The sequence below is a fragment of the Mesorhizobium sp. LjNodule214 genome (assembly GCF_964252735.1).
Classification (GTDB): Bacteria; Pseudomonadota; Alphaproteobacteria; order Rhizobiales; family Rhizobiaceae; genus Mesorhizobium.
Genome location: NZ_CAXUPE020000003.1, coordinates 123181 through 149805, shown reverse-complemented (window position 1 = coordinate 149805; position 26625 = coordinate 123181). Strand labels below are relative to the sequence as shown.

The 26625-nt window shown below is 64.1% G+C and carries 33 protein-coding genes and 2 pseudogenes; 13 read left to right on the top strand and 22 right to left on the bottom strand.

Annotated features, from left to right (window positions below):
- Genes ACSQ3Z_RS25815 through ACSQ3Z_RS25805 form a run of 3 tightly spaced genes read left to right on the top strand, consistent with a single transcriptional unit; the run spans position 1 to position 3326 of the window.
- Positions 1-834, top strand: a complete 834-nt coding sequence (locus ACSQ3Z_RS25815; RefSeq protein ID WP_436174129.1) for a branched-chain amino acid ABC transporter permease — start codon at positions 1-3, stop codon at positions 832-834.
- Positions 821-2599 carry a branched-chain amino acid ABC transporter ATP-binding protein/permease gene (locus tag ACSQ3Z_RS25810; protein ID WP_436174128.1) on the top strand — a complete coding sequence of 593 codons (1779 nt, stop codon included), beginning with the start codon at positions 821-823 and terminating at the stop codon, positions 2597-2599. The genes ACSQ3Z_RS25815 and ACSQ3Z_RS25810 overlap by 14 nt, the downstream gene beginning before the upstream one ends.
- Positions 2592-3326 carry an ABC transporter ATP-binding protein gene (locus ACSQ3Z_RS25805; RefSeq protein WP_436174127.1) on the top strand — a complete coding sequence of 245 codons (735 nt, stop codon included), beginning with the start codon at positions 2592-2594 and terminating at the stop codon, positions 3324-3326. Before ACSQ3Z_RS25810 ends, ACSQ3Z_RS25805 begins: the two co-directional genes overlap by 8 nt.
- Positions 3327-3343: 17 nt before the next feature.
- Here the strand turns inward: ACSQ3Z_RS25805 and ACSQ3Z_RS25800 are convergent, their stop codons facing one another.
- From ACSQ3Z_RS25800 to msuE, 5 genes are all read right to left on the bottom strand, one after another.
- Positions 3344-4105 carry an ABC transporter ATP-binding protein gene (locus ACSQ3Z_RS25800; RefSeq protein WP_436174126.1) on the bottom strand — a complete coding sequence of 254 codons (762 nt, stop codon included), beginning with the start codon at positions 4103-4105 and terminating at the stop codon, positions 3344-3346.
- A gap of 17 nt (positions 4106-4122) precedes the next feature.
- On the bottom strand, positions 4123-5121 hold the full coding sequence (locus ACSQ3Z_RS25795) for an ABC transporter substrate-binding protein (protein WP_436174125.1): 999 nt from the start codon (positions 5119-5121) through the stop codon (positions 4123-4125).
- Positions 5122-5182: 61 nt separating this feature from the next.
- Complete coding sequence (locus ACSQ3Z_RS25790; RefSeq protein ID WP_436174124.1) at positions 5183-6025, bottom strand: ABC transporter permease; 843 nt, start codon at positions 6023-6025, stop codon at positions 5183-5185.
- 62 nt (positions 6026-6087) lie between these two features.
- Positions 6088-7461, bottom strand: coding sequence for an LLM class flavin-dependent oxidoreductase (locus ACSQ3Z_RS25785; protein ID WP_436174123.1), 1374 nt, complete (start codon positions 7459-7461; stop codon positions 6088-6090).
- Positions 7462-7507: 46 nt separating this feature from the next.
- Entirely contained in the window at positions 7508-8065 is a 558-nt protein-coding gene (gene msuE, locus ACSQ3Z_RS25780) for an FMN reductase (protein ID WP_436174122.1), read from the bottom strand.
- Between the two features lie 352 nt (positions 8066-8417).
- On the opposite strand from msuE, the gene ACSQ3Z_RS25775 reads away from it, so the two are divergent.
- Positions 8418-8723, top strand: coding sequence for a hypothetical protein (locus ACSQ3Z_RS25775; protein ID WP_436174121.1), 306 nt, complete (start codon positions 8418-8420; stop codon positions 8721-8723).
- A gap of 304 nt (positions 8724-9027) precedes the next feature.
- On the opposite strand, the gene ACSQ3Z_RS25770 is transcribed toward ACSQ3Z_RS25775, so the two are convergent.
- The 5 genes from ACSQ3Z_RS25770 to ACSQ3Z_RS25750 form a co-directional block, all read right to left on the bottom strand.
- Entirely contained in the window at positions 9028-9465 is a 438-nt protein-coding gene (locus ACSQ3Z_RS25770) for a VOC family protein (RefSeq protein WP_436174120.1), read from the bottom strand.
- Positions 9466-9742: 277 nt separating this feature from the next.
- On the bottom strand, positions 9743-10345 hold the full coding sequence (locus ACSQ3Z_RS25765) for a DUF6456 domain-containing protein (protein WP_436174119.1): 603 nt from the start codon (positions 10343-10345) through the stop codon (positions 9743-9745).
- Positions 10346-10541: 196 nt separating this feature from the next.
- The gene (locus ACSQ3Z_RS25760; RefSeq protein WP_436174118.1) at positions 10542-11309 is read right to left on the bottom strand and encodes a GcrA cell cycle regulator; all 768 of its coding nucleotides are present in this window, start codon (positions 11307-11309) and stop codon (positions 10542-10544) included.
- Positions 11310-11400: 91 nt separating this feature from the next.
- Positions 11401-11730 (bottom strand): hypothetical protein, encoded by a 330-nt coding sequence (locus ACSQ3Z_RS25755; RefSeq protein ID WP_436174117.1) that lies wholly within the window; start codon positions 11728-11730, stop codon positions 11401-11403.
- Entirely contained in the window at positions 11727-11990 is a 264-nt protein-coding gene (locus tag ACSQ3Z_RS25750) for a hypothetical protein (RefSeq protein WP_436174116.1), read from the bottom strand. The genes ACSQ3Z_RS25755 and ACSQ3Z_RS25750 overlap by 4 nt, the downstream gene beginning before the upstream one ends.
- Before the next feature lie 80 nt (positions 11991-12070).
- On the opposite strand from ACSQ3Z_RS25750, the gene ACSQ3Z_RS25745 reads away from it, so the two are divergent.
- The gene (locus ACSQ3Z_RS25745; protein ID WP_436174115.1) at positions 12071-12721 is read left to right on the top strand and encodes a LexA family transcriptional regulator; all 651 of its coding nucleotides are present in this window, start codon (positions 12071-12073) and stop codon (positions 12719-12721) included.
- 137 nt (positions 12722-12858) lie between these two features.
- Here the strand turns inward: ACSQ3Z_RS25745 and ACSQ3Z_RS25740 are convergent, their stop codons facing one another.
- Positions 12859-13218: an ABC transporter substrate-binding protein gene (locus tag ACSQ3Z_RS25740; protein ID WP_436175138.1), complete on the bottom strand. Its 360-nt coding sequence runs from the start codon at positions 13216-13218 to the stop codon at positions 12859-12861.
- Positions 13219-13346: 128 nt separating this feature from the next.
- Between ACSQ3Z_RS25740 and ACSQ3Z_RS25735 the strand changes: the two genes are divergently transcribed.
- A complete protein-coding gene (locus ACSQ3Z_RS25735) occupies positions 13347-13697 on the top strand; it encodes a hypothetical protein (RefSeq protein WP_436174114.1) in 351 nt (116 codons plus the stop codon).
- An 845-nt stretch (positions 13698-14542) separates the two neighbouring features.
- Here the strand turns inward: ACSQ3Z_RS25735 and ACSQ3Z_RS25730 are convergent.
- The 3 genes from ACSQ3Z_RS25730 to ACSQ3Z_RS25720 all read right to left on the bottom strand — a co-directional run bounded on the left by ACSQ3Z_RS25730 (position 14543) and on the right by ACSQ3Z_RS25720 (position 15503).
- Positions 14543-14782, bottom strand: a complete 240-nt coding sequence (locus tag ACSQ3Z_RS25730; RefSeq protein WP_436174113.1) for a DUF2934 domain-containing protein — start codon at positions 14780-14782, stop codon at positions 14543-14545.
- Between the two features lie 111 nt (positions 14783-14893).
- The gene (locus tag ACSQ3Z_RS25725; RefSeq protein WP_436174112.1) at positions 14894-15109 is read right to left on the bottom strand and encodes a hypothetical protein; all 216 of its coding nucleotides are present in this window, start codon (positions 15107-15109) and stop codon (positions 14894-14896) included.
- 70 nt (positions 15110-15179) lie between these two features.
- A complete protein-coding gene (locus ACSQ3Z_RS25720; RefSeq protein ID WP_436174111.1) occupies positions 15180-15503 on the bottom strand; it encodes a DUF1236 domain-containing protein in 324 nt (107 codons plus the stop codon).
- 216 nt (positions 15504-15719) lie between these two features.
- Here ACSQ3Z_RS25720 and ACSQ3Z_RS25715 point away from each other — a divergent pair, with 216 nt between their 5' ends.
- Entirely contained in the window at positions 15720-16058 is a 339-nt protein-coding gene (locus tag ACSQ3Z_RS25715; RefSeq protein ID WP_436174110.1) for a DUF982 domain-containing protein, read from the top strand.
- Positions 16059-16065: 7 nt separating this feature from the next.
- On the opposite strand, the gene ACSQ3Z_RS25710 is transcribed toward ACSQ3Z_RS25715, so the two are convergent.
- From ACSQ3Z_RS25710 to ACSQ3Z_RS25700, 3 genes are all read right to left on the bottom strand, one after another.
- Positions 16066-16377 carry a hypothetical protein gene (locus ACSQ3Z_RS25710; RefSeq protein ID WP_436174109.1) on the bottom strand — a complete coding sequence of 104 codons (312 nt, stop codon included), beginning with the start codon at positions 16375-16377 and terminating at the stop codon, positions 16066-16068.
- A gap of 265 nt (positions 16378-16642) precedes the next feature.
- A complete protein-coding gene (locus tag ACSQ3Z_RS25705) occupies positions 16643-16864 on the bottom strand; it encodes a hypothetical protein (RefSeq protein ID WP_192181500.1) in 222 nt (73 codons plus the stop codon).
- A 208-nt stretch (positions 16865-17072) separates the two neighbouring features.
- Complete coding sequence (locus ACSQ3Z_RS25700; RefSeq protein WP_436174108.1) at positions 17073-17372, bottom strand: DUF1236 domain-containing protein; 300 nt, start codon at positions 17370-17372, stop codon at positions 17073-17075.
- A 216-nt stretch (positions 17373-17588) separates the two neighbouring features.
- Here ACSQ3Z_RS25700 and ACSQ3Z_RS25695 point away from each other — a divergent pair, with 216 nt between their 5' ends.
- Complete coding sequence (locus tag ACSQ3Z_RS25695) at positions 17589-18272, top strand: DUF1236 domain-containing protein (protein ID WP_436174107.1); 684 nt, start codon at positions 17589-17591, stop codon at positions 18270-18272.
- A 583-nt stretch (positions 18273-18855) separates the two neighbouring features.
- Here the strand turns inward: ACSQ3Z_RS25695 and ACSQ3Z_RS25690 are convergent.
- On the bottom strand, positions 18856-19023 hold the full coding sequence (locus ACSQ3Z_RS25690; protein WP_436175196.1) for a hypothetical protein: 168 nt from the start codon (positions 19021-19023) through the stop codon (positions 18856-18858).
- Between ACSQ3Z_RS25690 and ACSQ3Z_RS25685 the strand changes: the two are divergent.
- From ACSQ3Z_RS25685 to ACSQ3Z_RS25675, 3 genes and pseudogenes are all read left to right on the top strand, one after another.
- Positions 19000-19235: pseudogene (locus tag ACSQ3Z_RS25685) on the top strand (PAS-domain containing protein); the annotation flags it as partial. The gene ACSQ3Z_RS25690 and the pseudogene ACSQ3Z_RS25685 overlap by 24 nt on opposite strands.
- Positions 19230-19826, top strand: a complete 597-nt coding sequence (locus ACSQ3Z_RS25680; protein ID WP_436175137.1) for a diguanylate cyclase domain-containing protein — start codon at positions 19230-19232, stop codon at positions 19824-19826. The pseudogene ACSQ3Z_RS25685 and the gene ACSQ3Z_RS25680, both read left to right, overlap by 6 nt.
- Before the next feature lie 493 nt (positions 19827-20319).
- Positions 20320-20565, top strand: a complete 246-nt coding sequence (locus ACSQ3Z_RS25675) for an exopolysaccharide production repressor protein (RefSeq protein ID WP_436174106.1) — start codon at positions 20320-20322, stop codon at positions 20563-20565.
- Positions 20566-20747: 182 nt separating this feature from the next.
- Here ACSQ3Z_RS25675 and ACSQ3Z_RS25670 read toward each other — a convergent pair whose 3' ends face one another.
- The 3 genes from ACSQ3Z_RS25670 to ACSQ3Z_RS25660 all read right to left on the bottom strand — a co-directional run bounded on the left by ACSQ3Z_RS25670 (position 20748) and on the right by ACSQ3Z_RS25660 (position 22863).
- Positions 20748-21158, bottom strand: a complete 411-nt coding sequence (locus ACSQ3Z_RS25670) for a hypothetical protein (RefSeq protein ID WP_436174105.1) — start codon at positions 21156-21158, stop codon at positions 20748-20750.
- A 295-nt stretch (positions 21159-21453) separates the two neighbouring features.
- Entirely contained in the window at positions 21454-22239 is a 786-nt protein-coding gene (locus ACSQ3Z_RS25665) for a hypothetical protein (RefSeq protein ID WP_436174104.1), read from the bottom strand.
- A 387-nt stretch (positions 22240-22626) separates the two neighbouring features.
- Entirely contained in the window at positions 22627-22863 is a 237-nt protein-coding gene (locus ACSQ3Z_RS25660; RefSeq protein WP_120018053.1) for a hypothetical protein, read from the bottom strand.
- 287 nt (positions 22864-23150) lie between these two features.
- Between ACSQ3Z_RS25660 and dinB the strand changes: the two genes are divergently transcribed.
- Complete coding sequence (gene dinB, locus ACSQ3Z_RS25655) at positions 23151-24398, top strand: DNA polymerase IV (protein ID WP_436174103.1); 1248 nt, start codon at positions 23151-23153, stop codon at positions 24396-24398.
- An 86-nt stretch (positions 24399-24484) separates the two neighbouring features.
- A pseudogene (locus tag ACSQ3Z_RS25650) lies at positions 24485-24929 on the top strand (SRPBCC family protein).
- A gap of 274 nt (positions 24930-25203) precedes the next feature.
- Here the strand turns inward: ACSQ3Z_RS25650 and ACSQ3Z_RS25645 are convergent.
- Positions 25204-26271, bottom strand: coding sequence for a glycosyltransferase family 2 protein (locus tag ACSQ3Z_RS25645; RefSeq protein ID WP_436174102.1), 1068 nt, complete (start codon positions 26269-26271; stop codon positions 25204-25206).
- Positions 26272-26625 lie beyond the last annotated feature (354 nt).

Below are 26625 nucleotides of genomic sequence, written 5' to 3'. Positions count from 1 at the left end.
ATGACGCTTCTCCTGGACATGGTGACGACGGCGGCAATCCTGTTCATCGTCGCCGCCGGCCTGCTGGCCATCTTCGGCGTGCTGAAGATCATCAATTTCGCCCATGGCGCCTGGCTGACGATCGGCGCCTATTGCGCGGTGGCCACAGTCGGCCTCGGGCTCAATCCCTGGGCGGCGCTGCCGATCGCCTTTGCCGTGGGAGCGATCCTCGGCGGCATCACCGAACTGGTCATCGTACGGCCGCTCTATCGCCGGCCGCTGGACGCCATACTGGCGACCTGGGGTCTCGGCATCGTCATCGGCCAGCTGATCACGCTGTGGTTCGGGCGTGACGTGCAGTTCACCCCCAACCTACTGTCAGGCACCGTCGATGTGTTCGGCGTCGGCTATTCGCTCTACCGGCTGTTCGCGGTCGCCGCCGCGCTGGTGATCGGGCTTGCCTTCACCTTCCTTCTGGAAGGCACGCGGCTCGGCCTGTCGGCGCAGGCGGTGATCATGAACGAGACGCTGGCGCGCGCGCTCGGCATCGACACAGCGCGCGTGCGGCTGGCCACCTTCATGGTCGGCACCGGGCTGGCGGCACTTGCCGGCGTGCTGCTGACGCCGCTGACCAGCGTCGACCCGAACATGGGCGTGGCCTGGCTGATCGGCTCGTTCATGCTGGTCATGGTCGCCGGCTCGTCCTTCTCGACTTTAGCCATCGCCTGCCTCGTCTTCGGCGGCGCGCAGGTTCTGGTCAGCACCTTCGTCAGCCCCATTTTCGGCGGCATCACGGTAGCGGTCCTCTGCGCCCTGGTGCTGCGCATCAGCCCGAAGGGATTTGCCCGTGCCTGAGAGCCGTTCCATTCCGCCAAGGGTCTGGCTGCTTGCGGCGCTCGTGCTTGCGGTGGCGGTCGTCGTCATCATCGGGCCAGCGCTGTTTGACCGGTTCACGCTCAACGTGCTGACCCGCTCGATGATCTACGCCATGCTGGCGGTGACCGTCGACATTCTGTGGGGCTACACCGGCATTCTGACTTTCGGCCAGGCGGCCTTCTTCGGCACCGGCGCCTATGCCAGCGCCATGGTGCTCAGCCATCTCGGCGCAACCCCGGCGCTGTTGGCGCTGGCGCTCGCGCTGGCGATCCTCGTGCCTGTGCTGCTCGGCGCCCTGGTCGGCTGGCTGTCGTTCGGCCATGGCTCGACGCCGCTCTATGCGACGGTGATTTCGCTGGTGGTGCCGATCGTGGTGACGCAGCTGGTGTTTTCGGGCGGGGTGTGGACCGGATCGAGCAGCGGGCTGGTCGGATACTCCGGCCTACCGCTCGGCCTGCAGGGCTATTTCAGGCTGACCGGCATCTGCCTCATCATCACCACTGTCATCGCCCTGGTCTTCACCCGCTCCGATGCCGGCAAGCTGCTCGTCGCCATTCGCGACAATGAAGCGCGCTGCGCCTATCTCGGCCTCGACCCGCAACGGCTGAAGATCGCGCTGATGACGATCCTCGCCGGCGTCGCCGGCATTGCCGGCTTCCTCTACGCCAACGCGTCTGGCGTGGTTGCGCCCGAAAATACCGGCTTCGTCTTCGGCACCGAGATCGTCATCTGGACCGCCCTTGGCGGTCGCGGCACCATCATCGGGCCGGTGATGGGCGCAATCGGCATCGACTATCTCAGTGCCCAGCTTTCCGGCGACCTGCCCTTCCTGTGGAACCTGGTGGTCGGCGCGCTGTTCGTCGTCATGATCATCCTGTTGCCGAACGGGCTGGCGCAACTCGCGAGAATGGTCCTGCCGCGCCGCCATGGGGAACAGGCCAGCCAGGCGGGCAGCCCTGCCCTCGCCGCCGAGGCGGCCGGCAATGGCGCGGAGAACGGCAATCGCGTGCTTGCCGTCAGCGGCCTCGGCAAGTCCTTTGGCAGCCTGCAGGTGCTGCAAGGCATCGACCTCGACGTTCGCCCCGGCGAACTGGTCAGCCTCGTCGGCCCCAATGGCGCCGGCAAGACGACGCTGATGCGTTGCCTGAGCGACGGCACCGAGGCCACGACCGGACGCGTCAGCATCGCCGGCCAGGACATCAGCGGCATGACACCGGATGAGATCGTGGCGCTCGGCGTCGGACGCAAGTTCCAAGTGGCGAGCGTCTTCGACAGCCTGACCGTCGCCGACTGCCTGCGCATGGCGCGCGCCTCGCGCAAGGCGCCGAGCCTGCTGCGCCGCTCCGCCACGCTCGGGCTGCCGGCGGCGGCCGCCGACATCCTGCGCTCCACCGGTCTCGACGGCATGCTCGGTCGCCCGGTATCACTCCTGTCGCATGGCCAGAAGCAGAGCCTCGAGCTCGCCATGGTCGTAGCACTCGAGCCAAAGCTCATCCTGCTCGACGAGCCTACGGCCGGGCTGACCAAGGTCGAGCGCACGACCATTGGCGCAACGCTGCAGAAGCTGACCGGCGAGCTTGGCTTTGCCGCCATACTCGTCGAGCACGATCTCGATTTCGTCCGTGACATCTCGACCAGGATCGTCGTTCTCCACCAGGGCAAGCTTGTCCTCGACGGCAGCGTCGCCGAAGTCGTCAATTCCGAAGTGGTCAGGACGATCTATTCGGGAGGCGCCCATGCTTGAGACAAGACAGGCAGAGGGGAAAACCACCGTGCCGAAACTGTCGCTGTCGAACGTGTCGAGCGGCTATGGGCCGGTTGCCATCATCGAGGCGCTGTCGCTGGCTATCGCGCCCGGACAGATCTTTGCGCTGATGGGCAAGAACGGCATGGGCAAGACCACCGTGCTGAAAACCATCCTTGGTTTCGTGGCGCTGCGTTCGGGCGACATCCGCCTCGACGGCGCCTCGATCGGAGGTGTTTCGCAGGCCTCGCTGATTGCGTCGGGCGTCGGCTATGCGCCGCAGGAGAAGGCGCTGTTCCAGGATCTCAGCGTGCGCGACAATCTGCGCCTCGCCCTACGCTCGGATCGCGGTTTCGCGGAAGCCGTGGAGCGGGTCTATGGGCATTTTCCGTTCCTCCGGGAGCGCCTGTCGCAACGCGCTGGAACGCTGTCGGGCGGCGAGCAGAAGATGCTCATTCTCGGCCGCGCGCTGATGCTGCGTCCAAAGCTGCTTTTGATCGACGAGATTTCCGAGGGCCTGCAGCCGTCGGTCATCGAGCGGATCGCCACGGCACTCAAGGAGGAGCGTCGGAGCAACGGCACGACCATCCTGATCGTCGAGCAAAACCTTCCCTTCGCGCTCGGCATCGCCGACAGCTGGGCGGTGCTGAAGCTCGGCCGCATCGACGATGCCGGCGACGTGACGGAGGGCACGGCGGCGCGGGTGATGCAGCACCTGAAGATTTAGCTTCCTGCGCGCATCGCTCAGTGCAACCCGAACTCGCGCAAAAGCTCCTGGCGATAGCTGACAAACCGGGTCTCGCTTCGGTCGCGGGGGCGCGGGAGGTTGACATCGATCAGTCGCGCCGCGCCGCCTTTTTCCTTCGGCAGGATCAGCACCCGGTCGGCAAGGTAGATCGCCTCTTCGAGGTCATGGGTGACCATGACCATGGTGACGTTCTCCTCGCTCCAGATGCGCGCCAGTTCCTCCTGCATGCCGATCTTGGTCATGGCGTCGAGCGCGCCGAGCGGCTCGTCGAGCAGCAGGATTTCGGGCTGCACGGTCAAGGCGCGGGCGATGCCGACGCGCTGCGCCATGCCGCCGGAAAGCTGGCGGGGCCAAGCATCGGCGAATTCGGCGAGGCCGACGAGCGCGATGTAGAAACGCGCCCTCTCCTCGGCTTGCTGCCTGGGCACGCCGCGCACCTCGAGGCCGAAGGCGACGTTGCCGAGCACCGTCAGCCAGGGCAGCAGGCGCGGCTCCTGGAAGATCACGGCGCGCTCGGCGCCGACGCCGTCGACAGGCTTGCCGTCGATGGCGACGCCGCCGCTGTCGGCGGCCTCCAGCCCGGCAAGTATGCGCAGCAGCGTGGTCTTGCCCGAGCCGCTGGCGCCGACGATGACCAGGCATTCGCCCGAGCGGATGTCGAGGTTGAGCGTCCTCAGCACCGCAAGCGGACGCCCGCCAAGCGTAAAGGACTTCGAGAGGTCGCGGATCGAGACCTCGGCGCCGCTTGTGCTGGCCATCGCCTTCGTCTCCCTGCTCAGTTGGTCTTGGTTTCGCCCGGCCGGTAGAGGATATCCGCGGCCTTCAGTTTGCCCTTGGCGAGGCGGCCGTCGCGTTCGAGCACGGCGACCCAGAAGTCGATGTCGCGGTCGGTCGCCTCAGCGCCGTCGCGCAGGCCAAATCCGGTCCAGTAGCGGGCGAGATCGCCATTTTCGCCGCGCTTGTTGAGGATGTTGGCCAGCACCTTGCGCGCCTCGTCAGGGTTCTGCCGCGACCAGTCGGCGGCGCGCGCCGATTGTTCGACGAAATTGCGGGCGGCGTCCGGATGCGCTGCGATGAAGTCGCGCCTTAGCACGACGAAGCCGCCGGCCAATTCGCCCAGCACGTCGGTGTCGTTGAAGACGCCGCGCACGCCGCCATTGGCGACCAGCGCGCCGGCAAAGGTCGCCTGCCAGTAGCCGAGCCCGGCAATATCGACCTGGCGCGAGCGCAAGGTCTGCTCGAGCTGCGGACCGGGCACCACGACGAGGTTGGCGGCATCCGGCGGCAAGCCGACGCTGTGCAGCGCCTCGCGCACCGTGTAGTCGAGATGGGCGCCGAGCGTGTTGACCGAGATGGTCTTGCCGGCAATGTCGGCGATCGATTTGATCGGGCTGTCTTCCAGCACGTAGAAGACGCTTTTGACATCCTTGTTGATGCCGTTGCTCGGATAGGCGGCGACGAAGTCGTTGCCGCCCGAGATCGAGTTGATCACCGCGGCGGTGGCGGCCGAGCCGATGTCGACGCTGCCGGAGGACAGCGCAAACAGCGATTCCGGGCCGCCGGCGGCGTAGCCGGCATTCTCCAGCTCGACGCCGAGCCCCTTGAAGTAGCCGAGCTCGTCGGCGAGCTCATGCGCGGAGATGCCGCCACGGCTGGCGAGGTAGCGGAATTTGACGGGTGCGGCTTCGGCAAAGGCGAAGCGCGGCAGGCCGGCGGCGACGATGCCGGCGGCAAGCGGGGCGCCGGCAAGCAGGGTACGGCGGGTGATTTTCATGATCCGGTCTTTCCTTGTTCGAGAAGAAGAGCGAGAGGCGTCAATGTTCAGTTGATGCGGGTCAGTTGACGGGCTGGCTCCATCGGCAGAGCCGCCGCTGGAGGCTGACCAGCGCCTGGTTGGCGATCAGGCCGAGGCCGGCGAGGATGACGATCGCCGCGAACATCAGCGGGATCTGGAAATTGTACTGGGCGTTCATCACCTGAAAGCCGATGCCCTTGTTGGCGCCGATCATTTCGGAGGCGATCAGCAGCAGCAGTGCGGTGGTCGCGCTCAGCCGCAAGCCAACGAAGATCGAGGGCACGGCGCCCGGAAGCACGACGCGGCGAAACACGGTGAGCCGCGTGGCGCCATAGACGCGCGCCATCTCGAGCAGTTTCGGGTCGACCTCCTTGACGCCGCTGATGGTGTTGAGCAGCTGCGGAAACAGTGTCGCCCAGAAGATGACGAAGACTTTCGATGCCTCGCCCAGTCCGAGCAGCAGGATGAACACCGGATAGAGCGCCAGCGCCGAGGTCTGCCGGAACACCTGCAGGATCGGATCGAGCGCAGTTTCGACCGATCGCACCTGGCCCATGAACAGGCCAAGCGGGATCGCCACCACCACCGCCGCGACGAAGGCGATGCCGGCGCGCTGCAGGCTGATGGCGATGTCGCCGAGCAAGGTGCCGCCGGCGAGCCCCTTCCAGAGGGCTGCGACGATCATGTCGATCGGCGGCAGCACCGCGGCATTGACCCATCCGGCGCTGCTCGCGATCTGCCAGAGCGCGAGGAAGGCGATCAGGATGCTGTAGCGCGACACAAGGCGGACGGATGCCGCCTTGGCCAGGCGCAGAACATCGGCGCCGAGCCTGGTTGCGCCGTCGCCGAGGATGACCGGCTGTTCGATGTGCTGCAAACTCATCGTCTTTGCCCTTTGCTTTAGGATTGTCAGGAGCTTCGAGTGGCGTCCGGCGCTTCAGCCGATCATTCGGCGGCCAACACCTTCGTGCGGGCGGCGGTCCAGGGGTTTTCCGGCCGCCTGAGGCCGAGGTTCTCGCGCAGCGTTCGGCCTTCATAGGCGGTGCGGAACAGGCCGCGACGCTGCAGCTCGGGGATCACCAGGTCGACGAAATCGTCGAGCGCGCCGGGCAGCCAGGGCGGCAGGATGTTGAAGCCGTCGGCAGCCTCGTTGGCGAACCATTCCTCCAGCTGGTCGGCGACCTGGGTGGCGCTGCCGATGATGGTGTAATGGCCGCGCGCCGTTGCCACCCACTGGTAAAGCTGGCGGATAGTGAAGTTGTGCTCGTCGGCAATCTGGCGGATCAGTGCCTGGCGGCTCTTCATGCCTTCGGTTTCCTTGCTGGGCGGCAGCGGGCCGTCGAGCGGATAACCCCTGATGTCGAGCGTCTGGCCGGCCAGCCCGTTGAGCAGCGCGACGCCGTCCTCGGGCAGGATCAGGTCATTGAGCTGCCGGTATTTGGCCTGCGCTTCCTCTTCAGTGCGGCCGACGAAGGGCGCCACGCCCGGCATGATCAGCACCTGGTCGGGATCGCGGCCGACAGCGGCCACGCGCGCCTTGATGTCGCGGTAGAACTCCTGCGCCGTCTCCAGCTTCTGATGGGCGGTGAAGATGACCTCGGCCGAGTGCGCGGCCAGCCCGCGTCCGTCCTCCGACTGCCCGGCCTGCACCACCACCGGGTGCCCCTGCACCGGGCGCGGCACGTTGAGCGGACCCTTGACGCTGAAATGCGCACCCTTGTGGTCGACGTCGTGCAGTCTGTCCTTGTCGTAGAAGCGGCCCGACTTCTTGTCGCGGATGAAGGCGTCGTCCTCCCAGCTGTCCCACAGCGCCTTGACGGTCTCGACATGCTCATGCGCCCGGGCATAGCGCTCGGCGTGGTTCGGCTGGACATCGCGATTGAAATTGCGCGCAGTGTCATCGCCGGCCGAGGTGACGACGTTCCAGCCGGCCCGGCCGTTGGACAAAAGATCGAGCGAGGCGAATTTGCGCGCCAGCGTATAGGGCTCCTCATAGGTGGTGGAGGCCGTGGCGATGAAGCCGAGATGCGTGGTCAGCGGCGCAAGCGCAGCAAACAACGTCACCGGCTCGAAGCCGGCGATCTTGGCATTGCCGCCTTCGCGGGCGCCGAGGCCGACCGTCAGATTGTCGGCCAGGAAATAGGCATCGAACAGGCCGCGCTCGGCGGTCAGCGCCAGTTGCTTGTGGAACTCGAAATTGGTGGCGCCGTCGGCAGGCGCATCGGGATGCCGCCAGGCGGCGATATGCTGTCCGCCGCCGGGCAGGAAGGCGCCCAGCTTGATTTTTCGCGACTTGCTCTGACGGGACTTGCTGGTCATTTGCAGGCTTCCTTCTGGCGCTGTGCGGAAAGGGGAATCCGGTGTTTCAGGCGGCAAGGCCGACGCTGTAGGGCACACCTGCCGCCCGGCATGCTTCGGCAACGGCCTGCCGGGCACGCGCGTGGATGGCTTCGGACACCAGTTGGCCGTTGGCGAAATCCTTGTCGGAGGCGTAGATTGCGGTCGGCACGGTCAGCGCCTCGAAGAAGCCGAACAGCGGCCGCAGTTGATGTTCGACGATCAAGGCGTGCCGCTCGCCGCCGCCGGTCGCAACCAGGACGACCGGCTTGCCGCGCAGCGAGGACGGCTCGAGAAGATCGAAGAAGTGCTTGAAAAGCCCGGTGTAGCTGCCCTTGAAGGTCGGCGAACCGACCACGGCGATATCGGCGCCGAGCAATTGCTCGACAAGATTACGCGCCGACGGATCGAGATCGCCGATGCGCCTCGCCTGCGGGAAGGAGGGACCGAGATCCTCGATATCGAAAACGCTCGAGGCAGCGCCCGTCCTGCCGGCGATATCGCCAACGATATGGCTGATGAATGCCTTGGTCTTGGACGGACGAGTCAAGTTACCCGACAGCCCCACCACCAGCTTCTTCGACATGCCAGGCTCCTTCTCGCAAAAACCGCTATCTGCATTAAGCCTACCGATTTTATAGAATTAAATGAGCGAGAAGATTTCAAAACCAGCCCGGCAAGCGGATTGAGTTTGCCGAATGCGGCCTTCGATTGGTTCATTCGACGCGGGATGTGGCCGTGGGCGATGTCAAGGAACGAGCGGCTGTCGGGGTCGATGCGCCGCCCGGAGACGGCCTTGCGATGATGAAGCAAATGCCGCTGCCCCGGCATTTTGCGACCGACCGGGGTGGGTTTGCCCGTGGTCACTTCTTGCAAAATTGTGGAACAGGGCCGCGCCTCAGGGGTTTGATTAGATCAACCTTGAAAAGGAGGTAGCTATGAAAAAGCTCCTGCTCGCCTCCGTCATCGCTATTGCGTCGGCGGCGGCCATGATCGGCCCGGCCAGTGCCGACAGCCTGCGGCTCGGCATCGGCATCGGTCCCGCCTATGACGATGATTATTATGGCGGCCCGTACTACGACGATCCTTACGTCTATCGCCCGCACTATCGGTACAATGTCTATGACGATGGTTACAGGCCGCGCTACTCCATGCGCCACCACCGCAATTGCTGGACCGAGTACCGCAAGCACTGGCGCCACCACCACCGCGTGATCGAGAAGATCCGGATTTGTGAGCGGTGATGTGAGGATTGATCCCGGCCGGTGGGACCGGCCGGATCGTCCCTCGGAGGCGTCTGCAGCTGTCGCCGTTCGCGGATGGTGGCAGAAAGGCCCGGAATAAGCGCCCGGGCGCTGGTTCTCTGCAATCCCTGCCCTTCGGCTGCTGACGGCGGCTTTCGCGGGCGACCCGGCCCGGGGTTGACGACCTAATCGTGCTCGGCGAGAACGCAGCCGACCGTGGAGGGATGGACCTCGAACAGGCGGGTCGGCCTCGGACGCGCTCGCTGACATTGGTCACTCTTCGCCATTTGTCTTCGTATTGCGCTCAGCTGAGTTCTTGGGCGAGTCCGATGAGAAGCCCTTCAGGCCCACGGATGTAGCAGAGCCGATACGCGTCTTTATACTGGACTACTTCGCCTACGAGCTGCGCGCCGCGCGTGCGGAGCCTTTCAAGCGTCTCGTCGACGTCGTCCACGGCGAACATGACGCGGAGGTAGCCTAGGGCGTTGACCGGGGCGTTCCGGTGATCTGCGACGACAGGCGGCGTGAGGAAGCGGGAGAGCTCGAGCCGGCTGTGGCCGTCCGGTGTGCGCATCATGGCAATCTCGACATGCTGATCGCCCAGTCCAGTGACACGTCCGGCCCATTCTCCTTCGATCGTGGCCCGCCCTTCGAGCTCGAGGCCGAGTTCGCGAAAGAAATCAATCGTCCCTCCGAGGTCTTCGACGACGATTCCTACGTTGTCCATCCGCTTGAGCGCCATGTTTCCAATCTCCAAGGTGTCGTTCCAATCTACAAGGTGTCGCCTAGTCCAACAACGGACGCTTGAGGTGCCCAACACCATAGATGATGACATGTGGACGTGCGGTCGTGTCCACATGTCTACAATTCTGCGAGCCGTGATAGCCACCGGCCGGACAGCATCGTGACCCTGGGCGGTAGGGTTCTGATTGAGGCATGTCTACATGTGGGTATGACCGCGTTACTACTCTTCTTCTCGATGGCGGTCATCCGGGCCCGATTCGCTGCTATCCACATCTTCACCCTGCCCTCCGCCCCATCATCCCATAGTGCACGGCCAGCAGGTCCAGGCCGATCTTGAGCATTTTGCTCACTACGTCGCGCACCTCGCCAGTCTGCTCGGCGAGGCTCTTTACCGAGTCGCCAGCGCAGCAGATCTTTTGCACCACAGTTGACACCTCCCAATGTGCCAGCGCGCGGGTGGCTTCGGCATGGGCGCGGCCGGCCGACAGGATACGGTCCGGAATGCCGCCATCGCGCCGGCCGCCGTCGACGCGCTCTTCCCAGGCCATCGGCCGCAGCCCTTCGCGCGAGGCGCGCTCGAAATCCCCGCGAAAGCGCATGCCCGCCTCGCGCTGCTGGCGCGACAGCGAGGTGATGCCCACCAGCGGATCGACATTGCGCACCCGTACGATGCCACCGGTCGAGGTATAGCCACCGTTCGAGACTTCGTAGATGCGCGCCGCCTCTTGCGTTCCCGTTGTCAGGCGCTTGCGGCCGAAGCGGTCCTCCCTCAACGCGAAATCATGGCCGATCTCCTTGCGGATGCGCACCTGCTCGGCCTCGCCCTTCGGCAGCTTCGGGGGCTTTGGTTTGGCCTTCTGGGCGGTTTTCTTGCTCATCGGGTGTTCCTCGTGAGTTGGTTGCGGGGCGGCTGGCGAAGTTGGCGATCCTTCGCGCTCTCCTCTGCCCTGGCCGGACGTCTCCCCCTGGCATCCGCGCTGCCTTGCTGCGACTTTGGTGATTGGCGAAGACCGTGGCGACATCCGATCTCACCCCTTGCGGGGGAGATCGGCAGCTCCAGCGATCGCACAATCCTCATGCTGCCCCCACTCGCCGGCCGTGGAAACGGGCGTGGTGGTGGCTGCAATAGGAGCGCGTCGCCGAGGTGCGCACGCCGCAGCACAGCATGCCCGGCCCCGGCTTGGCGCCGGGCGCGTCCTTGTCCGGATCTTCCTCCAGCGTGAGATCGAGCGGGGCGCGGCAGCGGCCGAACAGGCAATCGACGAAGCCCATGGCGGCGACATACGGCTGACGGCCGGGCGCCACCGGCGGCGGTGGCGCTGGTAGTTTGTAGCGAAGTGCCTCGGGTCTTTCCTCCGCGCGCAAGCCTCCGGACAGCCAAGCCGGGGGCAGAACGCGCGCCGGCTTCCTTGCGTTGCCCTGTTTTGACTTTGCCGGCGTGGGGGCGCCAGCATGGCCGGCAGGGGCCAAAGGCGTACCAACCCCGCCCCGCCCACCAGCTTGCCCGGAAGACTTCGCCTGTCCAGCCGGCTCTGCCTGTCTGGGCTGCTCGGGATGTCCGGACAGTTTTGTCAGTCCGGACCGCTTCGCCTGTCCCGCAGCATGCCTTCCCGACGGCCTAGCTGGCCTTGCCGCATTCTTCCGGGGCCGGCCGCCCCTGGGGTTGGCGAAGCCGATGGCGCGCAGGCTGGTGTTGCGATGGACGATGCCGATGATGGCGTTGCGCGAGACCGGGCTGCCGCGCAGGGCGGAAAAGCGCAGAGCGATCCTGGTCGCCGACAGGCCATCCTTCAGCCAGAGCGCGATCGCGTTGAGTTCGGTGTCGGTGTAGGCAGCGGCCATATCGGGAATCCATCAATTGCGAAGGCCTCGCCCGGGGCGAGCGCCAGGGGTTCGGCCCGCAGGCCGTTGCGGAAGCATTCGAAGGGGTGGTTCAGGCGGCGCCGGGCAGACACCGAAGCGCAGCTTCGGCGGCGTCGCGCGTCAGGGCGGACACCGCCCTGCCCGTCTGCCTGTCGAACAGGATGACGGTGCCATCCTCGGTGCGGATGCAGGAGGTGGCGGCCAGTTCGCCAGTTCCTGACGGGCCGGCGAGTTGGCGCGAAAAGGGGGCCGGAACCGGGGGAGGAGCGGTTCCGGCCGATCCGGCGGCCTGCGGTGATGGCAGGCGGGCCGGATCCGGGGCAAAAGCCCCGGTCTTCGTCCGGGCCGGGGAGGAGGACAGCCCGGACGATTCGAAATGGGTGGACAGGCGCAGGGTCATGCCGCCTCCCCTTGCGCGGTATCAGTGGCGGTCGCACCGGCCAGCCATTCGTAGCTGACGCCGGCGATGCCGCGCCTGCGGCTGGCGGCGACGACCTGCGCCCAGTGCTGCGGCGCGATGCTCTGGCGTCGGCGCATCTGGCGCGCCGCCTCGTAGCCGCAGCCGACCTCGTCGGCGAAGTCGGTGATGGCGGGCCAACGGTCGATTAGCCCCGAAATGCTCGTGGGCAGTGCGGAAATGCTTGCGGGATGCTCGATCATGCGCTAAGCGTACGATATGTACGAAAGAGTCGCAAGCAAAATCGTACACCTTGGACGATAAATTTCAGGCATTTTGTACGATGATGGATCCTCGACACAGATTGCAGCAGGCGCGGGCCGAGGCGGGCTATGCCTCGCCGAGCGATGCCGCACGGGCGTTGCGCGACATCAACAAGAACACGCTGATCAGCCACGAGAACGGCAACCGCCCGCTGTCGCGCAAGGCGGCGGAAAAGTATGGCCGCCTGTTCGGCGTCGATCCCGGCTGGCTATTGTTCGACGGCAATCACGCGGGAAGCGGCGGCTTCCACGAGGCGGGTTCGGCCGCGCTTGTCCTCTCGCCGCTCACCGTCGACGTGCCGATCGTCTCATGGATCAGCGCCGGCGATCTCGGCAGCCAGGACAGCGTCGTCAACCTGTCGGACTATCCGACCATTCCCGCCGCCGATCTCGAGCAGGGCGAATGGATCGCGCTGCGCGTCGACGGCCCGTCGATGAACAAGATCTCGCCGCCGGATTCGATCATCTTCGTCAATTTGCGCGACAAGCGGCTGGTGACCAATGGCTGCTATGTGATCTCCGACGAAAGCGGCCGCGCCACCTACAAGCGCTACCGCCCGAACGACAAGCCGCCGTTCCAGCCGGCCTCCTACATGGAAATCCCGCCGCCGGAACTGGAGGGCGCCATCACCATCATCGGCCGGGTCAAACGCTCGATGATCGATATGTGAGGGGGGTGCTTGGGTGATCTCCCTCCTTGAGGGGGAGATTAGCTACCCAGATACGCATTCGTGAAATAGCCCTCGAAATCCGGACGCTTCTCCAGCGCCTTGCCATCACCGTCGCGCAATATCCCGGCGGCGAAAAGCTACTCCCCCATCGCGTCCACCTTGGCCTTGTCGATGGTGCCGATGGCGCCGGCTTCGCTCCTCAGGAAATGGCCGTCGTTCAGCGCCTTCAGCGAGGCATGGACCAGCGCCGGATTGGTGAGCGCGTCCTTGTTGGCGGCGATCAACAGATCGCCGGCCTCTTGCGCGTGGTCGACGGCGAACTGGTAGCCGCGCCGCGTCGCCTGGACGAAGGCCGCGGCCGCTTTCGGGTTGGCCTCGAGGAAAGCATTGCTCGAAGCGATGAAGGTGGTGTGCTCGTCGGGCACGCCATAATCGGCGTAGCGGAAGCTGCGCTGCCTGACGCCCTTGAGTTCGGCCTCGACGCCGCCCCGCGTTATAAGATTTCCTGATTTTTCTTATAACCAGCGAGCCATCTCTGCCAACAATATCATTCAAATTGTACGAGGCATCCTTGACCGCTTTTCGTACTTAAAGTACGATATTTCTTCAGCTGGAGGGACAATGCTTGAACACAGCGAACCATGCCGCCTTCGCCGATCTCTCCCGCCCGCTTCTATCATCGCTGTCGCTCGAACAGCGCGAGCGCCTCGCCGGCGCCTGGCGCATGGCCAGCCAGGACATCGCCGAGGACATCCGCTTCATCCGCCAGTATCTGAAGGTCATCGCCGGGAAGGAGGAGCGGCTGTCGACCGGCACGCTGGTCCACAGCCGCGCCTATGTCGAGGCCTGTGCCGGCTGGCTGCCGCAAACCGTGGCGCGCTATCTGCGCAACCTGCGGGCAATCACCGAATGCGAACTCGCGATGACGGCGGCCGGCATCCGCTTCGCGCTCTCCAGCGATGCCTGGGACGCGTGAGATGCCATGCTTATCGCTGGCCTTGCGGAAATCCGGAACTCTATGCACAAGGAGCCCGCGCCACGGAGGGACCGATGACGCGGGCCGGCCGATGTTTGCCCACCAGCCTGCGCCGGATGCCAAGCAGCGACATCCGACGCAAGAACTCAACCATTCGAATGGGCTAATGTTCCCGATCGCTGGCGCGCATCCCCGGCGCGACGGGCTCTCGGGTGGGAGTCGGATGCTCAAGACAGGCAAATGACCGCTCCCTTGTCCAACTCAGACGTGTCGGCAGGATCCCAGACCATTATCTGAACCACCAACTGGAATGCCCCCTATTGCCTTACGATCAGACTGAGAATTCCGGCTGACGCAGGCCCGGATCAAGGATCGTCTGCGACGACTGCGGTGAATTCCTGGGAGTTTGGGACGACCTGCTGACCGATTTCGAAAAGCAGGGCGGGAACAACGGAGTCTTCCGCCTCGACAAGGGCCGCATCAGACGAATTGAATGAGGCGAGCGACCCATTTGCCGCGCGTGCCGTGCAGGCTATCTCAGCCCGAAGAAATTCAGGATCGCGAGGATGATGACGCCCCGACCAGCCAGATGATGTTGTTCATGACGTGCTCCTTCGCCCAAAATTGGTGCTGGAAGGACAAAGGTTCCGGCGGCCGGGCCGTCGTCAAACTGGAAACAGTGCCCATCGGCAGCCGGCCATAGGCCCTGCCCTCTACATACTAAACCGCAGCCTGGCGTTGCCAACGCTCGGCAGAGCGCTGGGCATGGAACGCAACCGAGGCTTCACCCGACGCACGGGTGCTGTCCTTTGATGATGAAAGGAGGGCAGCTAGCCCGTGGGCGCTCAGCCCTTGGCTTTTGCCTTGGCGGCCTTGGCGGGTGCCTTGGCCTTGGCGGCTGCCGGTTTGGCTGACTTGGCGGGCGCAGCCTTCTTCGGCGCAGCCTTGGCTTTCGGCTTCGCCGCTCCGTCGATCTCGGCGGTCGCCTGGTCCCAATGTTGCATGTCCGAGCCCTCGGGCCGCCCGGCCTGTTCCCAGATTTCGTGCGCCCGCTGGCGAATGCGTTCCTGCCTATCGTCCGTCACTGTCACCTCCGTGGTTGGGTCCAAATCGGATGGGTCCAATTCCCGGCAAACATTAGCCGATATTTCGGCCGGCGTCTTGGGGCGTAGGCGCGCTCGACGCCGCGATTTCCTTTAGTGGTCGTTGGACAAGACCGCGACACCCAGCAACGCCGCCTTCTTGGTAATCAGCCCGGCGAGATCGGCGTCGGAGCGCTCTGTGCCGGTGCGCCGGCGCAGTTCGGTGATCGCCTCCTTCATCGACAGCAAGCCGGTGCTTCGCTCGGCCAGCAGCTTGTCGCAACAGGCAGCGACATTGGTTGAGTTTGGGGTCTCGACATGCGGCAACATGGGAATGCTCCTTTGAACAAACCCGTCGCCCGCCGTCTCCTCTCGAAGACGGCGGGACAGGTATCATGCATCACTCGATGACTTCGACCACCCGGCGCGTGCCGGGGTCGACCAGCACGGTGTGGTCGCCGACGACCGTGTATCTGTATCGAGTGTCGGGAATCTCCCGCAGCTCTACGGTGTCGGGCAGAGTGGAGCCGAGATTAAGCTCGACGCCAAGAAGGTTTATCGAAGCCAGCGGATGCCGATGCACATATTTGCGGATGACCGTCCTTTCTTCGGGCGTGATCACGACCGCCTGCGGCTGAGTTGTTACAATCACGTCCTCCGCGGCAGAGACACCGACGCCTGCAAGAAGAAGCAGCGCGGCGGCGGAAGGAATCAGGATTTTCATCGTTCTCTCCTGTTTCGTGTTGGCGAGCTTCGCCCTCGCCTCCGCCTTGGCGGAAACATCCACAGGTCGATAAGTGGCGAGCTCTGAAGGCAAACGCCGCCACAACGCTGTTGTTCCGCAAGTGGAGACTAATTGATCGGCCGCAATCGATGCGGGAACCGCACCGGCATCGTCCGCATTGAATTGCCTTGAAACTCTATCCGGGAGGTTTTTCACATGAGCGACATGCCGTTCCATCCGCCTGTGGCGATCGCGGTCGGCGCCGGCTTCCGGCGTAACGTCGGATCGGTGGCCGAGATGCAGAATTTTCTGAAGGAGTGGCCGGAACCGTTGCGTGGCAAAGCTTACGCCGCTGCCATGAAGGCGTGCGATATGGCGCGGAACGGGCATTTGACGGCCGACCAGGTCCGGCGCGCCTTCGTCGACTTTGTCGAGGCAACCGGTATTGCATGGAGCGGCGTCGATCCTGTCACGGCCCTTCGCCGAGCCAAGGTACGTCGCCGAGCAACCCGCTCTCGAGGCGCCGGCAACGGCTCCGGCACGGCGACCCCATAAAATCGGGTTACTGCTTCGGCGGTTGCGCAGGCACTTCGCCGGGCTTGATCACGGGCGTCCTGCCCTCATTCGGCGCCGGCTGGGCCATGCCCTGGTCGCCGGTGGGCGGCGGCTGCAGCACGCCGCCGCAAGGTTCGAGCTTGCCGGTCAGGCCGCCATTGCCGCCACTGGCCATCGACGGCTTCTGGCCGTCGTTCTGGCCTTGCGGCTCGGCCTGGCACGGTCCGCCCGGCGCCGGGGCGCTCATCTGGTCGTCGGTCTGCGCGGCCGCCGGTCCGGCGAGCGCCAGCAGCAAGGCGCATGACAAGAGTGGTTTCATGGTTCCAACTCCTTTCCTGCAAAGCATTGTCCTTCGGGAAAGGATGCCGGCGGCGATTGGTTCCGGCCTGCGGCAAAAGCGACCATGACCGAGCGCGGCCAGATCGGCCCTGACGGCCGCTCTGGTGAGGGACGGAAGCGTCCCGGGCCTTGTTGGCCACAGCTGACGGCACGCGTGCGGACGTCGGGCATCAGCGCCCTTACCTGCGCTGATACTCGACAGACCGTATGCGCGATTTTTTCGACCGGTTCAGGCCGGCGGATTGTCAATTCAGGGAGTGATCGCCCGCCCCTTGGGTAACGAAGGACGCCGCAATCAGGTCGTCGGCATCGATGCGTAGGGAGCCTTCGCCATCACCCATGATGGCCGCGACCTTCTGGAAAGTTCTCATCTCATGCTCGGTGATGCTTGCGCTGCGCATCCTGGCCCTCAGGTCAGCGACCCGCATCCCCAATGCGGGGGACGTTCCGATTTCACGTTTCGACATAATGCCTTGCCTCCTCCCCAGCCCGTGCCTGTTTGCCGCCTCGCCGCTTCGCTGGCCCATGCTGCCTATTAATAAGGCAGCACGAAGTCAGACGCGGCAACGCGTGATTCCAAGGAAGGTTCCTGCTTATACCTGCTTATATTAGTCACGAAATAATACGGGCGGACCGGCCCACCGCTCCGGCAAGCGGCGGGCCGTTCGATGCGGGTCACTGAATGATCCTTACGATCTTGCGTGTGCCGGGATCGACAAGCACGGTCTGGTTGTCGACGACGACATAGCGGTATTTGACATTGGGGACTTCATGCAATTCCACCGTATCGGGAAGTGCGGTGCCGATATTGAGCTCCACGCCGGGAAGCTTGACCGACGCCAGGGGCTGCTTTTGCACATATTCCCGAATGACGGTTTCCTGTTCAGGCTGGATGATGATGTCCTGGGCAGCCGCGGCGCCCACCCCTGCGAGCAGCAGAATGCCGGCGGCGGCCGTTGCAAGATGCAGTCTCATGATCGTCTCCTTTCGGTTGCAGCGGCCACTTGCGCCACGCGGCCTGGAGGCCGTTCGCAGCCGGGTCGCCTTGGTCGTAAACGCCACGACATGGGGCTTGTTCCTGCACTTTTTTAGCCTCTTGAAGCGACAGATCCGCTTCGCAGGCAGTTCGGAACAAAGCCCATGAGTCGAAGTTAACCCAACGAAGGGACGACACTTCCGAGGAGACTTTTGATGAAACATCTTCTGATCACCAGCATGCTTGCACTTGGCGTCGGCTGTGGCGCCGCCATGGCCCAGACACAGACGCCGGCCGAAGTTCAGCCAAGCGGTGACGCCAATTGCGAAGCCGGCGCAGCGGACTGCCAGCAGGGCGGCAAGGCCGGTGAGCAAGCCCAGGGCAAGGCCAAGATGAAGACCGATGAGCAGGCGCAGGGCAAGGCCGGCGCCACCACCGAGGGGCAGGCTCAAGGCAAGCCCAAGCTGAAGACAGACGAACAGGCACAAGGCAAGGCCGGCGCCCCGACTGAAGAGCAGGCTCAGGGCAAGCCCAAGCTGAAGACCGATGAGCAGGCTCAGGGTAAGGCCAAGGTCCAGACCGAAGAACAGGCCCAGGGCAAGGCTTCGACCCAGACCGACCAGGGTTCGACCGCATCGATCAACAATGTGACCGTCGAGCAGAAGACCGAGGTCACGCAGATCATTCGCGAGACGAAGGTCGCACCGGTGGCGCGTGTCGACTTCGACATTTCGGTGGGCATCGAGGTGCCGCGGCAGAAGGTGCGGCTGCACCGCTTGCCGGCGCGCATCATCAAGATTGTCCCCGCGTACGAAACCTACATGTATTTCGTGCTCGCCGACGGTCGCATCGTCATCGTCGATCCGGACAGCTACAAGATCGTACTGATCCTGACCTGATCCGGCGAACACCACGAAAAGGCCCGCCGCGCGTCGCGCACGGCGGGCCTTCTTGCGTCTGACGCCGGTCTTCGAAGGTTATGGATGGACCTTCCAAACCGAAACCCGCCGCCTTTCACGGGAAAAGGCGGCGGGGTCGGCCTTCCGCCGATGAAGGGACGTTCTCGGCGGGTCGCTGGCTATTGTACCCGGCCACTAGCCGAACAGGATTCCGGCAGTGACAAAGACGACGCCGAGCGCGAAGACAGGCGCAAGTATCCACCGCGCCTCGTGGACGCTGCGTTCCATAAGCTCCTCCTGATTGATGTGGTTGGGGAACGGTCAGGCCTGTGCTTGGTTCCTGAATTCAGAAGTCCTTGGCCAAAGGTCCCATGGCATCGACCAAAAGACCCAAAGGCCACACACACGCCCGATGAGGCGACCAACCGCCCCCGCAAAACCAGGCCCGGGCCAGGGCCGTTAATCCGATGGCAATCGTTCCATATTAGCGTTGCCGCATATTTCGGAAAATTGCTGAGGGGGTCAGCGGCCGATGCCGAAGGTGTCACGTGTCTTAGCGAATGCGTTCGAGGTCGCCCAGCCGTCAGGGGTCGGCCTGCCGGGCCTGGCCGAAGCGATCGGGCGGATGGGCAAGTTGATCGAGCATTCGCGCGAGCGGATCCGGCTGCTGGAGGCTGTGATCGACAATTTCCCGGGCGGCGTTTCGCTGTTCGACCAGGATCTCAACATGGTCGTCTGCAATCAGCGGCAACGCGCGCTGCTCGACTACCCCGACGACCTTTCGCCAATGGCTACCCCTCGATGGAGACGCTGTTTCGCTTCAACGCCGAGCGTGGCGAGTACGGGCCGGGCGATATCGAGATGCATGTCGCGCGCCGCCTCGCCCTCGTCAGGCAGCGCGAGGCGCATGTCTACGAACGAACCCGGCCCAATGGAACCATCGTCGAGGTGCGCGGCATGCCGATCGAGGGTGGCGGCTTCGTCACCACCTATTTCGACGTCACCGAACAGCGCCGCAACCAGGCCACGATCGCGCATATGGCGCATCACGACGCGCTGACCGACCTGCCCAACCGCATGCTGTTTTCCGACCGGCTGCACGGCGCGCTTGCCCTTGCCAAGCGCGGCGCCCTGATGGCCGTGCACTACCTCGACCTCGACAACTTCAAACCGGTCAACGACAATTTCGGCCACAAGGCCGGCGACAGATTGCTGATCGACGTGGCCGGCCGGCTGCGTGCCGCGGTGCGCGACAACGATACGGTCGCGCGTCTCGGCGGCGACGAATTCGCCATCATCCAGACCGGGATTACCGGACAGACGGATGTGTCGGCGCTTGCCCGGCGCATCATCGAGCGCTTCCAGTCTCCCTTCACGGTCACCGACAGCCCGGTCGTCGTCGGCGTCAGCATCGGCATCGCGCTGGCGCCTGGCGATGCACTGGGCAGCGACGATCTGCTCCAGAAAGCCGATACCGCGCTTTACCGCAGCAAGTCCGGCGGGCGCGGACAGTTCAGCTTCTTTGGGGAACCGCATCCTTCTTTGGGTGGATAGGTCAAAATATTCGCAAACGCTAATATGATTTGCGCAAGCGAAGCACCCAACCCTTGCGCCGAGCGCCGGCGGAGTTTCCTTTAGCTGCCTCGGCCGGCGCTCGTCATCGAGTGCCGCCTTGATCGCGATCAGATGGTGAGAAGCGCGATCGCTGCGGAAACGCCGGCGCTCGCGAACTTTCGCGCATCGAGCCGACAGCAAAGCCAGCGCCGGCGACCTTGCGCTGATTTCGCCCGCGGCAGAGACGATTCAGCAAAGCGCTCGATGCTCCAACGCCACACTTGCACCGAAAGGCGTATGGTCCTAAGTCCTAAGACATAGGTCGCATGCCGTGGGCCGAAAGCCCTCCGAGAGCGCGGCACAGTGCCAACTTGCGACCGCACATGAAAGGTGCAACGCTCGATCTGGGTAGAGACATGGGCGGACTTCCCGGGTTTCAATCGGTCCGGGGTGTTCGATTGGGCAAATGTATTTTCCGCAATTTCTTGTGGGAATGTCAGTAACGCTTCTCGTAATCCTTGGCTGGATTTACGCGGCTACCGGATCGTTTTGGCAGTCGCTGGGCTGGACATTTGTCGCCGCCCTGGTGCTGCAGGCGGGCTACTTCATCGCCGTGCTTTTGCTCATCTATGGCCGCACCTCATCGGCGGCCAAGGCCGACAAATCGCTCCCGGCCAAGGTGCCCGGGCCGTTCGAACGCGACGGCATCATCCACAGCTTGCTGTCGCGCCTTTTTTAAACCGGTGGCACGGCGAACTCATCCAAAGCTTGACTTGTTGCGCCCGCCAGAGGGGGCTGGCGCCCTGGCGTCCGTTCCGGACGCCAGGGCAAGCCTTTTCAGCCCGCGAACCAGCAGCCTGCGCCAGGGGACCCGCTACGCCATGGCATAGCAACCCACCCGGCAGCGTACCATGACTCCGGTCAGCGAGGCGCCGACTTCAAGCCGGAGACGGTAGCCACCGGTTCGGACGAGAAGACCACGAAGCCGAAAACCAGAACGGCGGCGGCGACGATCATGGAACCCGCGGCGACGAGCGGCTCGATCGCCGTGTTGCCCTTCGCCAGCATCAGGTAGAGCGCCGGCAGCATCACCACCAGGCCGAGCGTATAGAGGCCGTAGTGGACCATCGCGATGCGGCGAGCGGCCTTGGCCGGATTGAGCGCGTAGTAGCCACCGAATATCGCGGAGGTGACCCAGCCAAGAAGGTTGATGTGGGCATGCGCCGGGAAAGCGGCGTGATCTTCCGAGATCGCCATATGCAGGCCGACGGCGATACCCACGATGAGAAAGACGAGGGCCGTCTTGAAGAAAAGTTCCGAAACCCTAGGCATGCTGTTGTTCTCCCCAATGCCGTTTGAACCCGACTCCGGGAAGGTACACCCGCCAACGAGTATTAGCTATGCCGCACTTGAGGTTAGCAACCGTTCTGGCCTCGTTGCGTAGGTGCGCGCCGGGGCGAACCTGCCGGCGGCGAAGTTGCCGTTCTCTCCCTAAGTCGAAGATGTCCGGCAGCACAGGGGCGGGCGTGGACGGCACGGCTTTGTTCTACGTCGCGATACGCTCAAAACAATTCCGCCGGGCAAAGCCCGGCGGCATATTTCGTTTTTGCTTCGACTTCGATCGGCCTTACGGCGTTGCCGGAGTCTCCTCCGCCAGCTTGGCGGCTACCTGGTCGATCTTGTCGGCAAGCACACCCGTGGCCCAGTCCTTGACCTCGGTGTCGACGGGTTTGTTGGCCATGTCGGCAAGCGCGTCGTCGAGCGATGGGACGTCGGTAACGGCTGCGTCTGCCTCCGCCTGGGCCGTGTCAGCCGCTGTCTGGGCATCCGTGACTTTGCCCTCCAACTCAGCGATTGTTGCGGCTTGGGCATCCAGCTCCTCCTGCGTCGGAGGTGTAACCAAATTCGCCGCGTCGAACTCCGCCTGCTTGTCCAGCACCGCGTTTTGGGCGTCGACCACCGCGGCAGCGGCCGCGTCGGCCGCGGCCTGGGCGTTCTGGGCAATCGCGGATCCCATCACATAAGCCTGAATGCCAGCGAACTTCTTGCTCTTGGAGTTCATATAGGCGTTGATGTTGCGCTGCAGCGAGTTCAGCCGGCCGAGCTTGGCGTGGATGTTCTTCTCCTTGGGAACGGCGGCGACCTCCACCTCATCCACGGAGACCTGCGTCGTGGCCTTCTTGCCCGACTTTGCCGATGCCGACTTGCCGTGCGTGGTCTTGCCTGACTTGCCGTGCGTGCCGCTCTTGCCGGAATTGCCCTGCGAGCCGCTTTTGCCTGAGTTGCCGCCGCTATTCCCGTGGCCACCGCCATTGCCGTGGCCACCGCCATTGCCGCCGGCGGCGGCCAGCGCGGGAGACGCCAGAAGCGCGAATGCCGCAACCGCGGCAAAGAGAGTCTTTCGGGATGTCATGGGTATTTCCTCCGAGAATCGCCACCACGCCCAACCGCTAAAGAGGGCAATATGAGAAATTCCTAATGGCGTCAGTAAACTTTAGATAAATGTGGTTTCAATGCGAGAGCGAAGCCGCTCGCCAGCGAACAGTTCAGATCAAAAAACCTACACAACCAATTGATATTCTTAGGTTAGGTGAAAGCCGGAAACGGGCTTGCGCCATTTGGACCGCAGAGGGCCCATGCTGGTCGGACTATGGTCCCACTACCGCCGATACGCGCGAAAAACGGTCGTCGCGTCGTTGATGGAAGGCGCCTGAAACGACGGAATTCGACGAAGGCAGAGAGGGCGATGCAGTCGCCTGGTATAGCCGTCAAATAAGCGGGGCCGCCTCTTGGCGACGCGCTATGGTGCCCGCAAAATGTCGGCGCCTGGCTGCTCGTCGAACAGCACCGCGCAGCCGCGCTCCAGCGCCACCGCGGATAGCGCGTTGGCTACGGTCTCATCCGGCGAGACGAAATCCCCGGTGAGCACGCGCAACTCTTCGACGGCCCTCGCCATCGATACGAGCCGCCCGGCGGCGCGGTCGGTGGTGCAGGCGTCAACGACACAAACGAGATCGATGATTTCGAAGCGGTCCATCTCAGGCCTCCGCAAACAGGGTCCCTTCGAGCCAATCAACGCCGTGGCGCGCGACTAGGTTCCGGTGCAGATCATGGACCTTCGTCGATGGTGCGCTGCCCACTGACGGCGAGTAAGAAAAACGAGATTCCATCTTGAATCCCCCCTTCATCGAAAGACTTTCCACCCGCCCCCTCCGACGGCTCAAACGCAGCTTGACAAGAGACCCTGTTTGTTCTCTTTTTGTTCGGCAAAAAAGTCCTTAAAACAGGCATGGCTAATGCTGCAATGCCGTAGGGTGGAACGGGATGGAAACCAGCGCCACCATCCTGCATGCCGACCTCGATGCCTTCTATGCTTCGGTCGAGCAGTTGCTCGATCCGTCGCTACGCGGCAAGCCGATCGCCGTCGGCGGCGGTGTGGTGCTGGCCGCCTCTTATGAGGCTCGAGCGTTCGGCGTGCGCGGCGGCATGCCCGGACGCAAGGCCCGCGAACTCTGTCCGCAGCTGATCTTCGTCGGCGGCCATTTCGGCGACTATCAGCGGCTCGGCGACGCCGCCATAGAAGTGCTCGACGATTTCACGCCGCTGGTCGAGCGCATCTCCATCGACGAGGCCTTCGCCGACGTCGCCGGCTGCACGCATCTGTTCGGGCCGCCGGCCGAGATCGCCGCCATTGTACGGCGCCGCGTGCGGGCCGAGCTCGGCCTGCCGATCTCGATCGGCGTGGCGCGCACCAAGCACCTGGCCAAGATCGCCTCGCAGGTGGCCAAGCCCGACGGGCTGGTTGTGGTCGATCCCGCCGGCGAACTTGCCTTCCTGCACGATTTGCCGGTCTCCCTGATGTGGGGCGTCGGCCCGGCGACCAAGGCGCGGCTGGCCGGCATCGGCGTCGAGACCATCGGCCAGTTGGCGCAAACCCATGGCGGCGCGCTGGAGCGGCTGATCGGGCCGGCCGCCGGGCAAAAGCTTGCCGCACTGGCGTGGAACCGCGACCCCCGCCGGCTCGAGACGCATCGGCGCGCGCATTCGGCGGGCGCGCAATCGGCGCTGGGCCGCAAGCCCGCCGTGGCGGATGTGTTCGTGCCAACCTTGCTGCATCTTGCCGACCGGGTGGCGAGCCGGCTGAGAGCCAAGCATCGGCCCGGCCGCACGGTGACGGTGCGCGTGCGCTTTGCCGATCTGCGAGCGGTGAGCCGCTCGATCACGCTCGACCAACCGATCTCGGCAACGGCGATGCTGGCCGAGACCGCCGAAGAACTTGTGCGCGGCGTGCTTGCCACCCATCCCGGCGAGAAGGTGATTTCGCTGCTCGCGATCTCGGTCTCGCATCTCGAGGAAAGTGCCGAATTGCAGCTGGAGCTGCCACTCGGGCTTGCCGATGAGAAGCGGAGGCCCGGCAGCAAAAGGGGCCTGGCGCGCTTCTGCGCCGACCGCGCCATCGACAATATCCGCCAGCGCTTCGGCAAGCAGGCGGTCGGCTATGGCGCGGTGGCACTGGAGGCGGCGCGTTCGGTGCCGGACGAGTTCCGCGAGCTGGCCGAGAAGGAACTGTGAAGCGGCGGTCGCGGTTTAAGAATGTTCGGCACGGGTGTCGGACGAGCCAAGACCCGTTCGTCCCGGCAATCATTAGGAGAAACGATATGCCCAGCACCGTACGCTTGCACCGCGTTCTGACAACCAGCCCGGAGAAGGTTTATCGCGCATTCATCGAGGCGGACGCGCTGGCGAAATGGCTCCCGCCCAACGGTTTCACCTGCACCGTCCATCATCTGGAAGCAAAGGTCGGCGGTACATTCAAAATGTCCTTCCGAAACTTCACGACCGGCAATAGCCACTCATTTGGCGGCGATTATGTCGAGCTCGTTCCGGGTGAACGCCTTCGCTACACGGACACGTTCGATGATCCCAACCTGCCCGGCGAGATACAGGTGACGGTGATATTGAAGAAAGTCTCGGTCGGCACGGAACTGGACATCACGCAGGCAGGCATACCCGGACGCCATTCCGGCCGAGGCCTGTTACCTCGGCTGGCAGGAGTCGCTGCGAAACCTGGCAAGGCTCGTCGAACCCGAGATCAATCAATAGAGGTTGATCGCCTCCATGCGGCCCGAGACTGCCAATCTCTCCCCTCGTGGAGGGGGATGTCCGGCAGGAGAGAGGGGGCGCGAAGGGCCGCGGCGTTTTGAGTTGAGCCATGGTGGACCTTTAGACCCAGCATCGGTGGAAATTGGACGATTGATACGCTGGCGGGACAGCGCCCCCCTCTGGTCTGCCGGACCCGGCCCTTCGCTGTCGCTCCGGGCGTTCGTTGTTCGCAAAGCCAAGCAATTGGCTTTGCGTCCGCTGCGCGGACCACGCCTCACCCCATCGCCTGGCGGATGGATTTGGAAAAGCGGGCCAGGAAGGCCGGCCTCGACGAGGCGTCGAGCTTCCAGGACAGCACCGCCGTCGCCATTTTGCGCGGCAGCATGCCGACGGACAGAAACCAGGCGGCAAGGATGGCGCGCCGCCTGAGCGACGCCGTTATCTGGAGGCTGGCGACGGCGCCAGCCGCACCCAGGACCAGCCTGGAATCATTGGCCACCGGGTGCCGACCCCTGTCGGCGCAGAGCGAGGCCAGCCGTTCTTCGAGGTGAACGGGATCGTGCAGGAAGGTTCTCGACGGCTCCACGGCCAGGCCGACACCGGAGACCTGGTCGGAAAGCGCCTCCAGGCGGTGGAAATCGTGCGTCACCCGCCAGCGCGCCCGCTCGGCGAGCTTTTCGCCGAAGACGGAATGGTTGGCGCCGTGGATGCGGTAGGCGCCGACGCACTCGTCGATCGACTGAACATGACCATAAAGGGGCGCCAGCGTCGCAAGATAGCCATCGGCGCCCTGGCGGAAATCCGCTTCGGGGATCGGCATGATGGTTTCCAGCGTCGTGCGGTCGAAGGCCAGCCCGCTTGTCACCGTCGTCTGGTAGCGCCCCTTGTGCAGGAGCTTCGGCATGACATCGCCGTCATCGAACGGCAGTTCCGGCGGCGGGAAGACATCCTTGATGCGCTGCCGTTCGTCGACGATGTGGAGCCTCGATTGGACCTGGGCGGTTGCCGAATCCCAAGTGTCGACGATCCTGGAGATGGCGTCCGGATAGAGATAGTCGTCGGCGTCGAGAAACAGCACGATCTTGCCCGAGCTTGCCGCAAAGCCGGTGTTGAAGGCCGCGGCATGACCGCCGTTCTTCGGCCTGAGACAAGCGCGAATCCTGTCGCCATAAGACTTTATGATCGCCGCCGAGTCGTCGCTCGACCGATCGTCGACGACGATGACCTCGACATCCGCGTGGTCCTGGCCGAGCGCGCTGTCGACGGCGCGTTTCAGGAAGCGCGCGTAATTGTAGTTCGGAATGATGATGGACACCGGAATTCGGCTCGGAACGGGATGCATCGCGTTTGACCTCGCATCTTGCTTTGGTTTCGGCGGAACCCACCCCCTTAAGGTCCGCTGGTCTCCCAGGAAAAGAGAAAAAGCTTGTGCCTTCCCCGGGAAGACGAGTTGGGTCTTCCGTTGCGACTTCAGCTGAGCAGCCGCTTTTTGCCTTCGAGTATCCACGCGGCGCCGGGATCGAACCGGCGGCGGCAAGGGGCTGGAATTCCCGGTCGCGGATGATGCCGCGGCTTGGCCGACGGAGCGGCGCTTCGTCAATTTGGTGTCGAAGCGGCCCGTCGCCTTGAAGGCACAACCGATAGTGACCTCGAAACGTGGCCGGCACAACCCCCGCCGCCAAGGATCCGCTCCCGC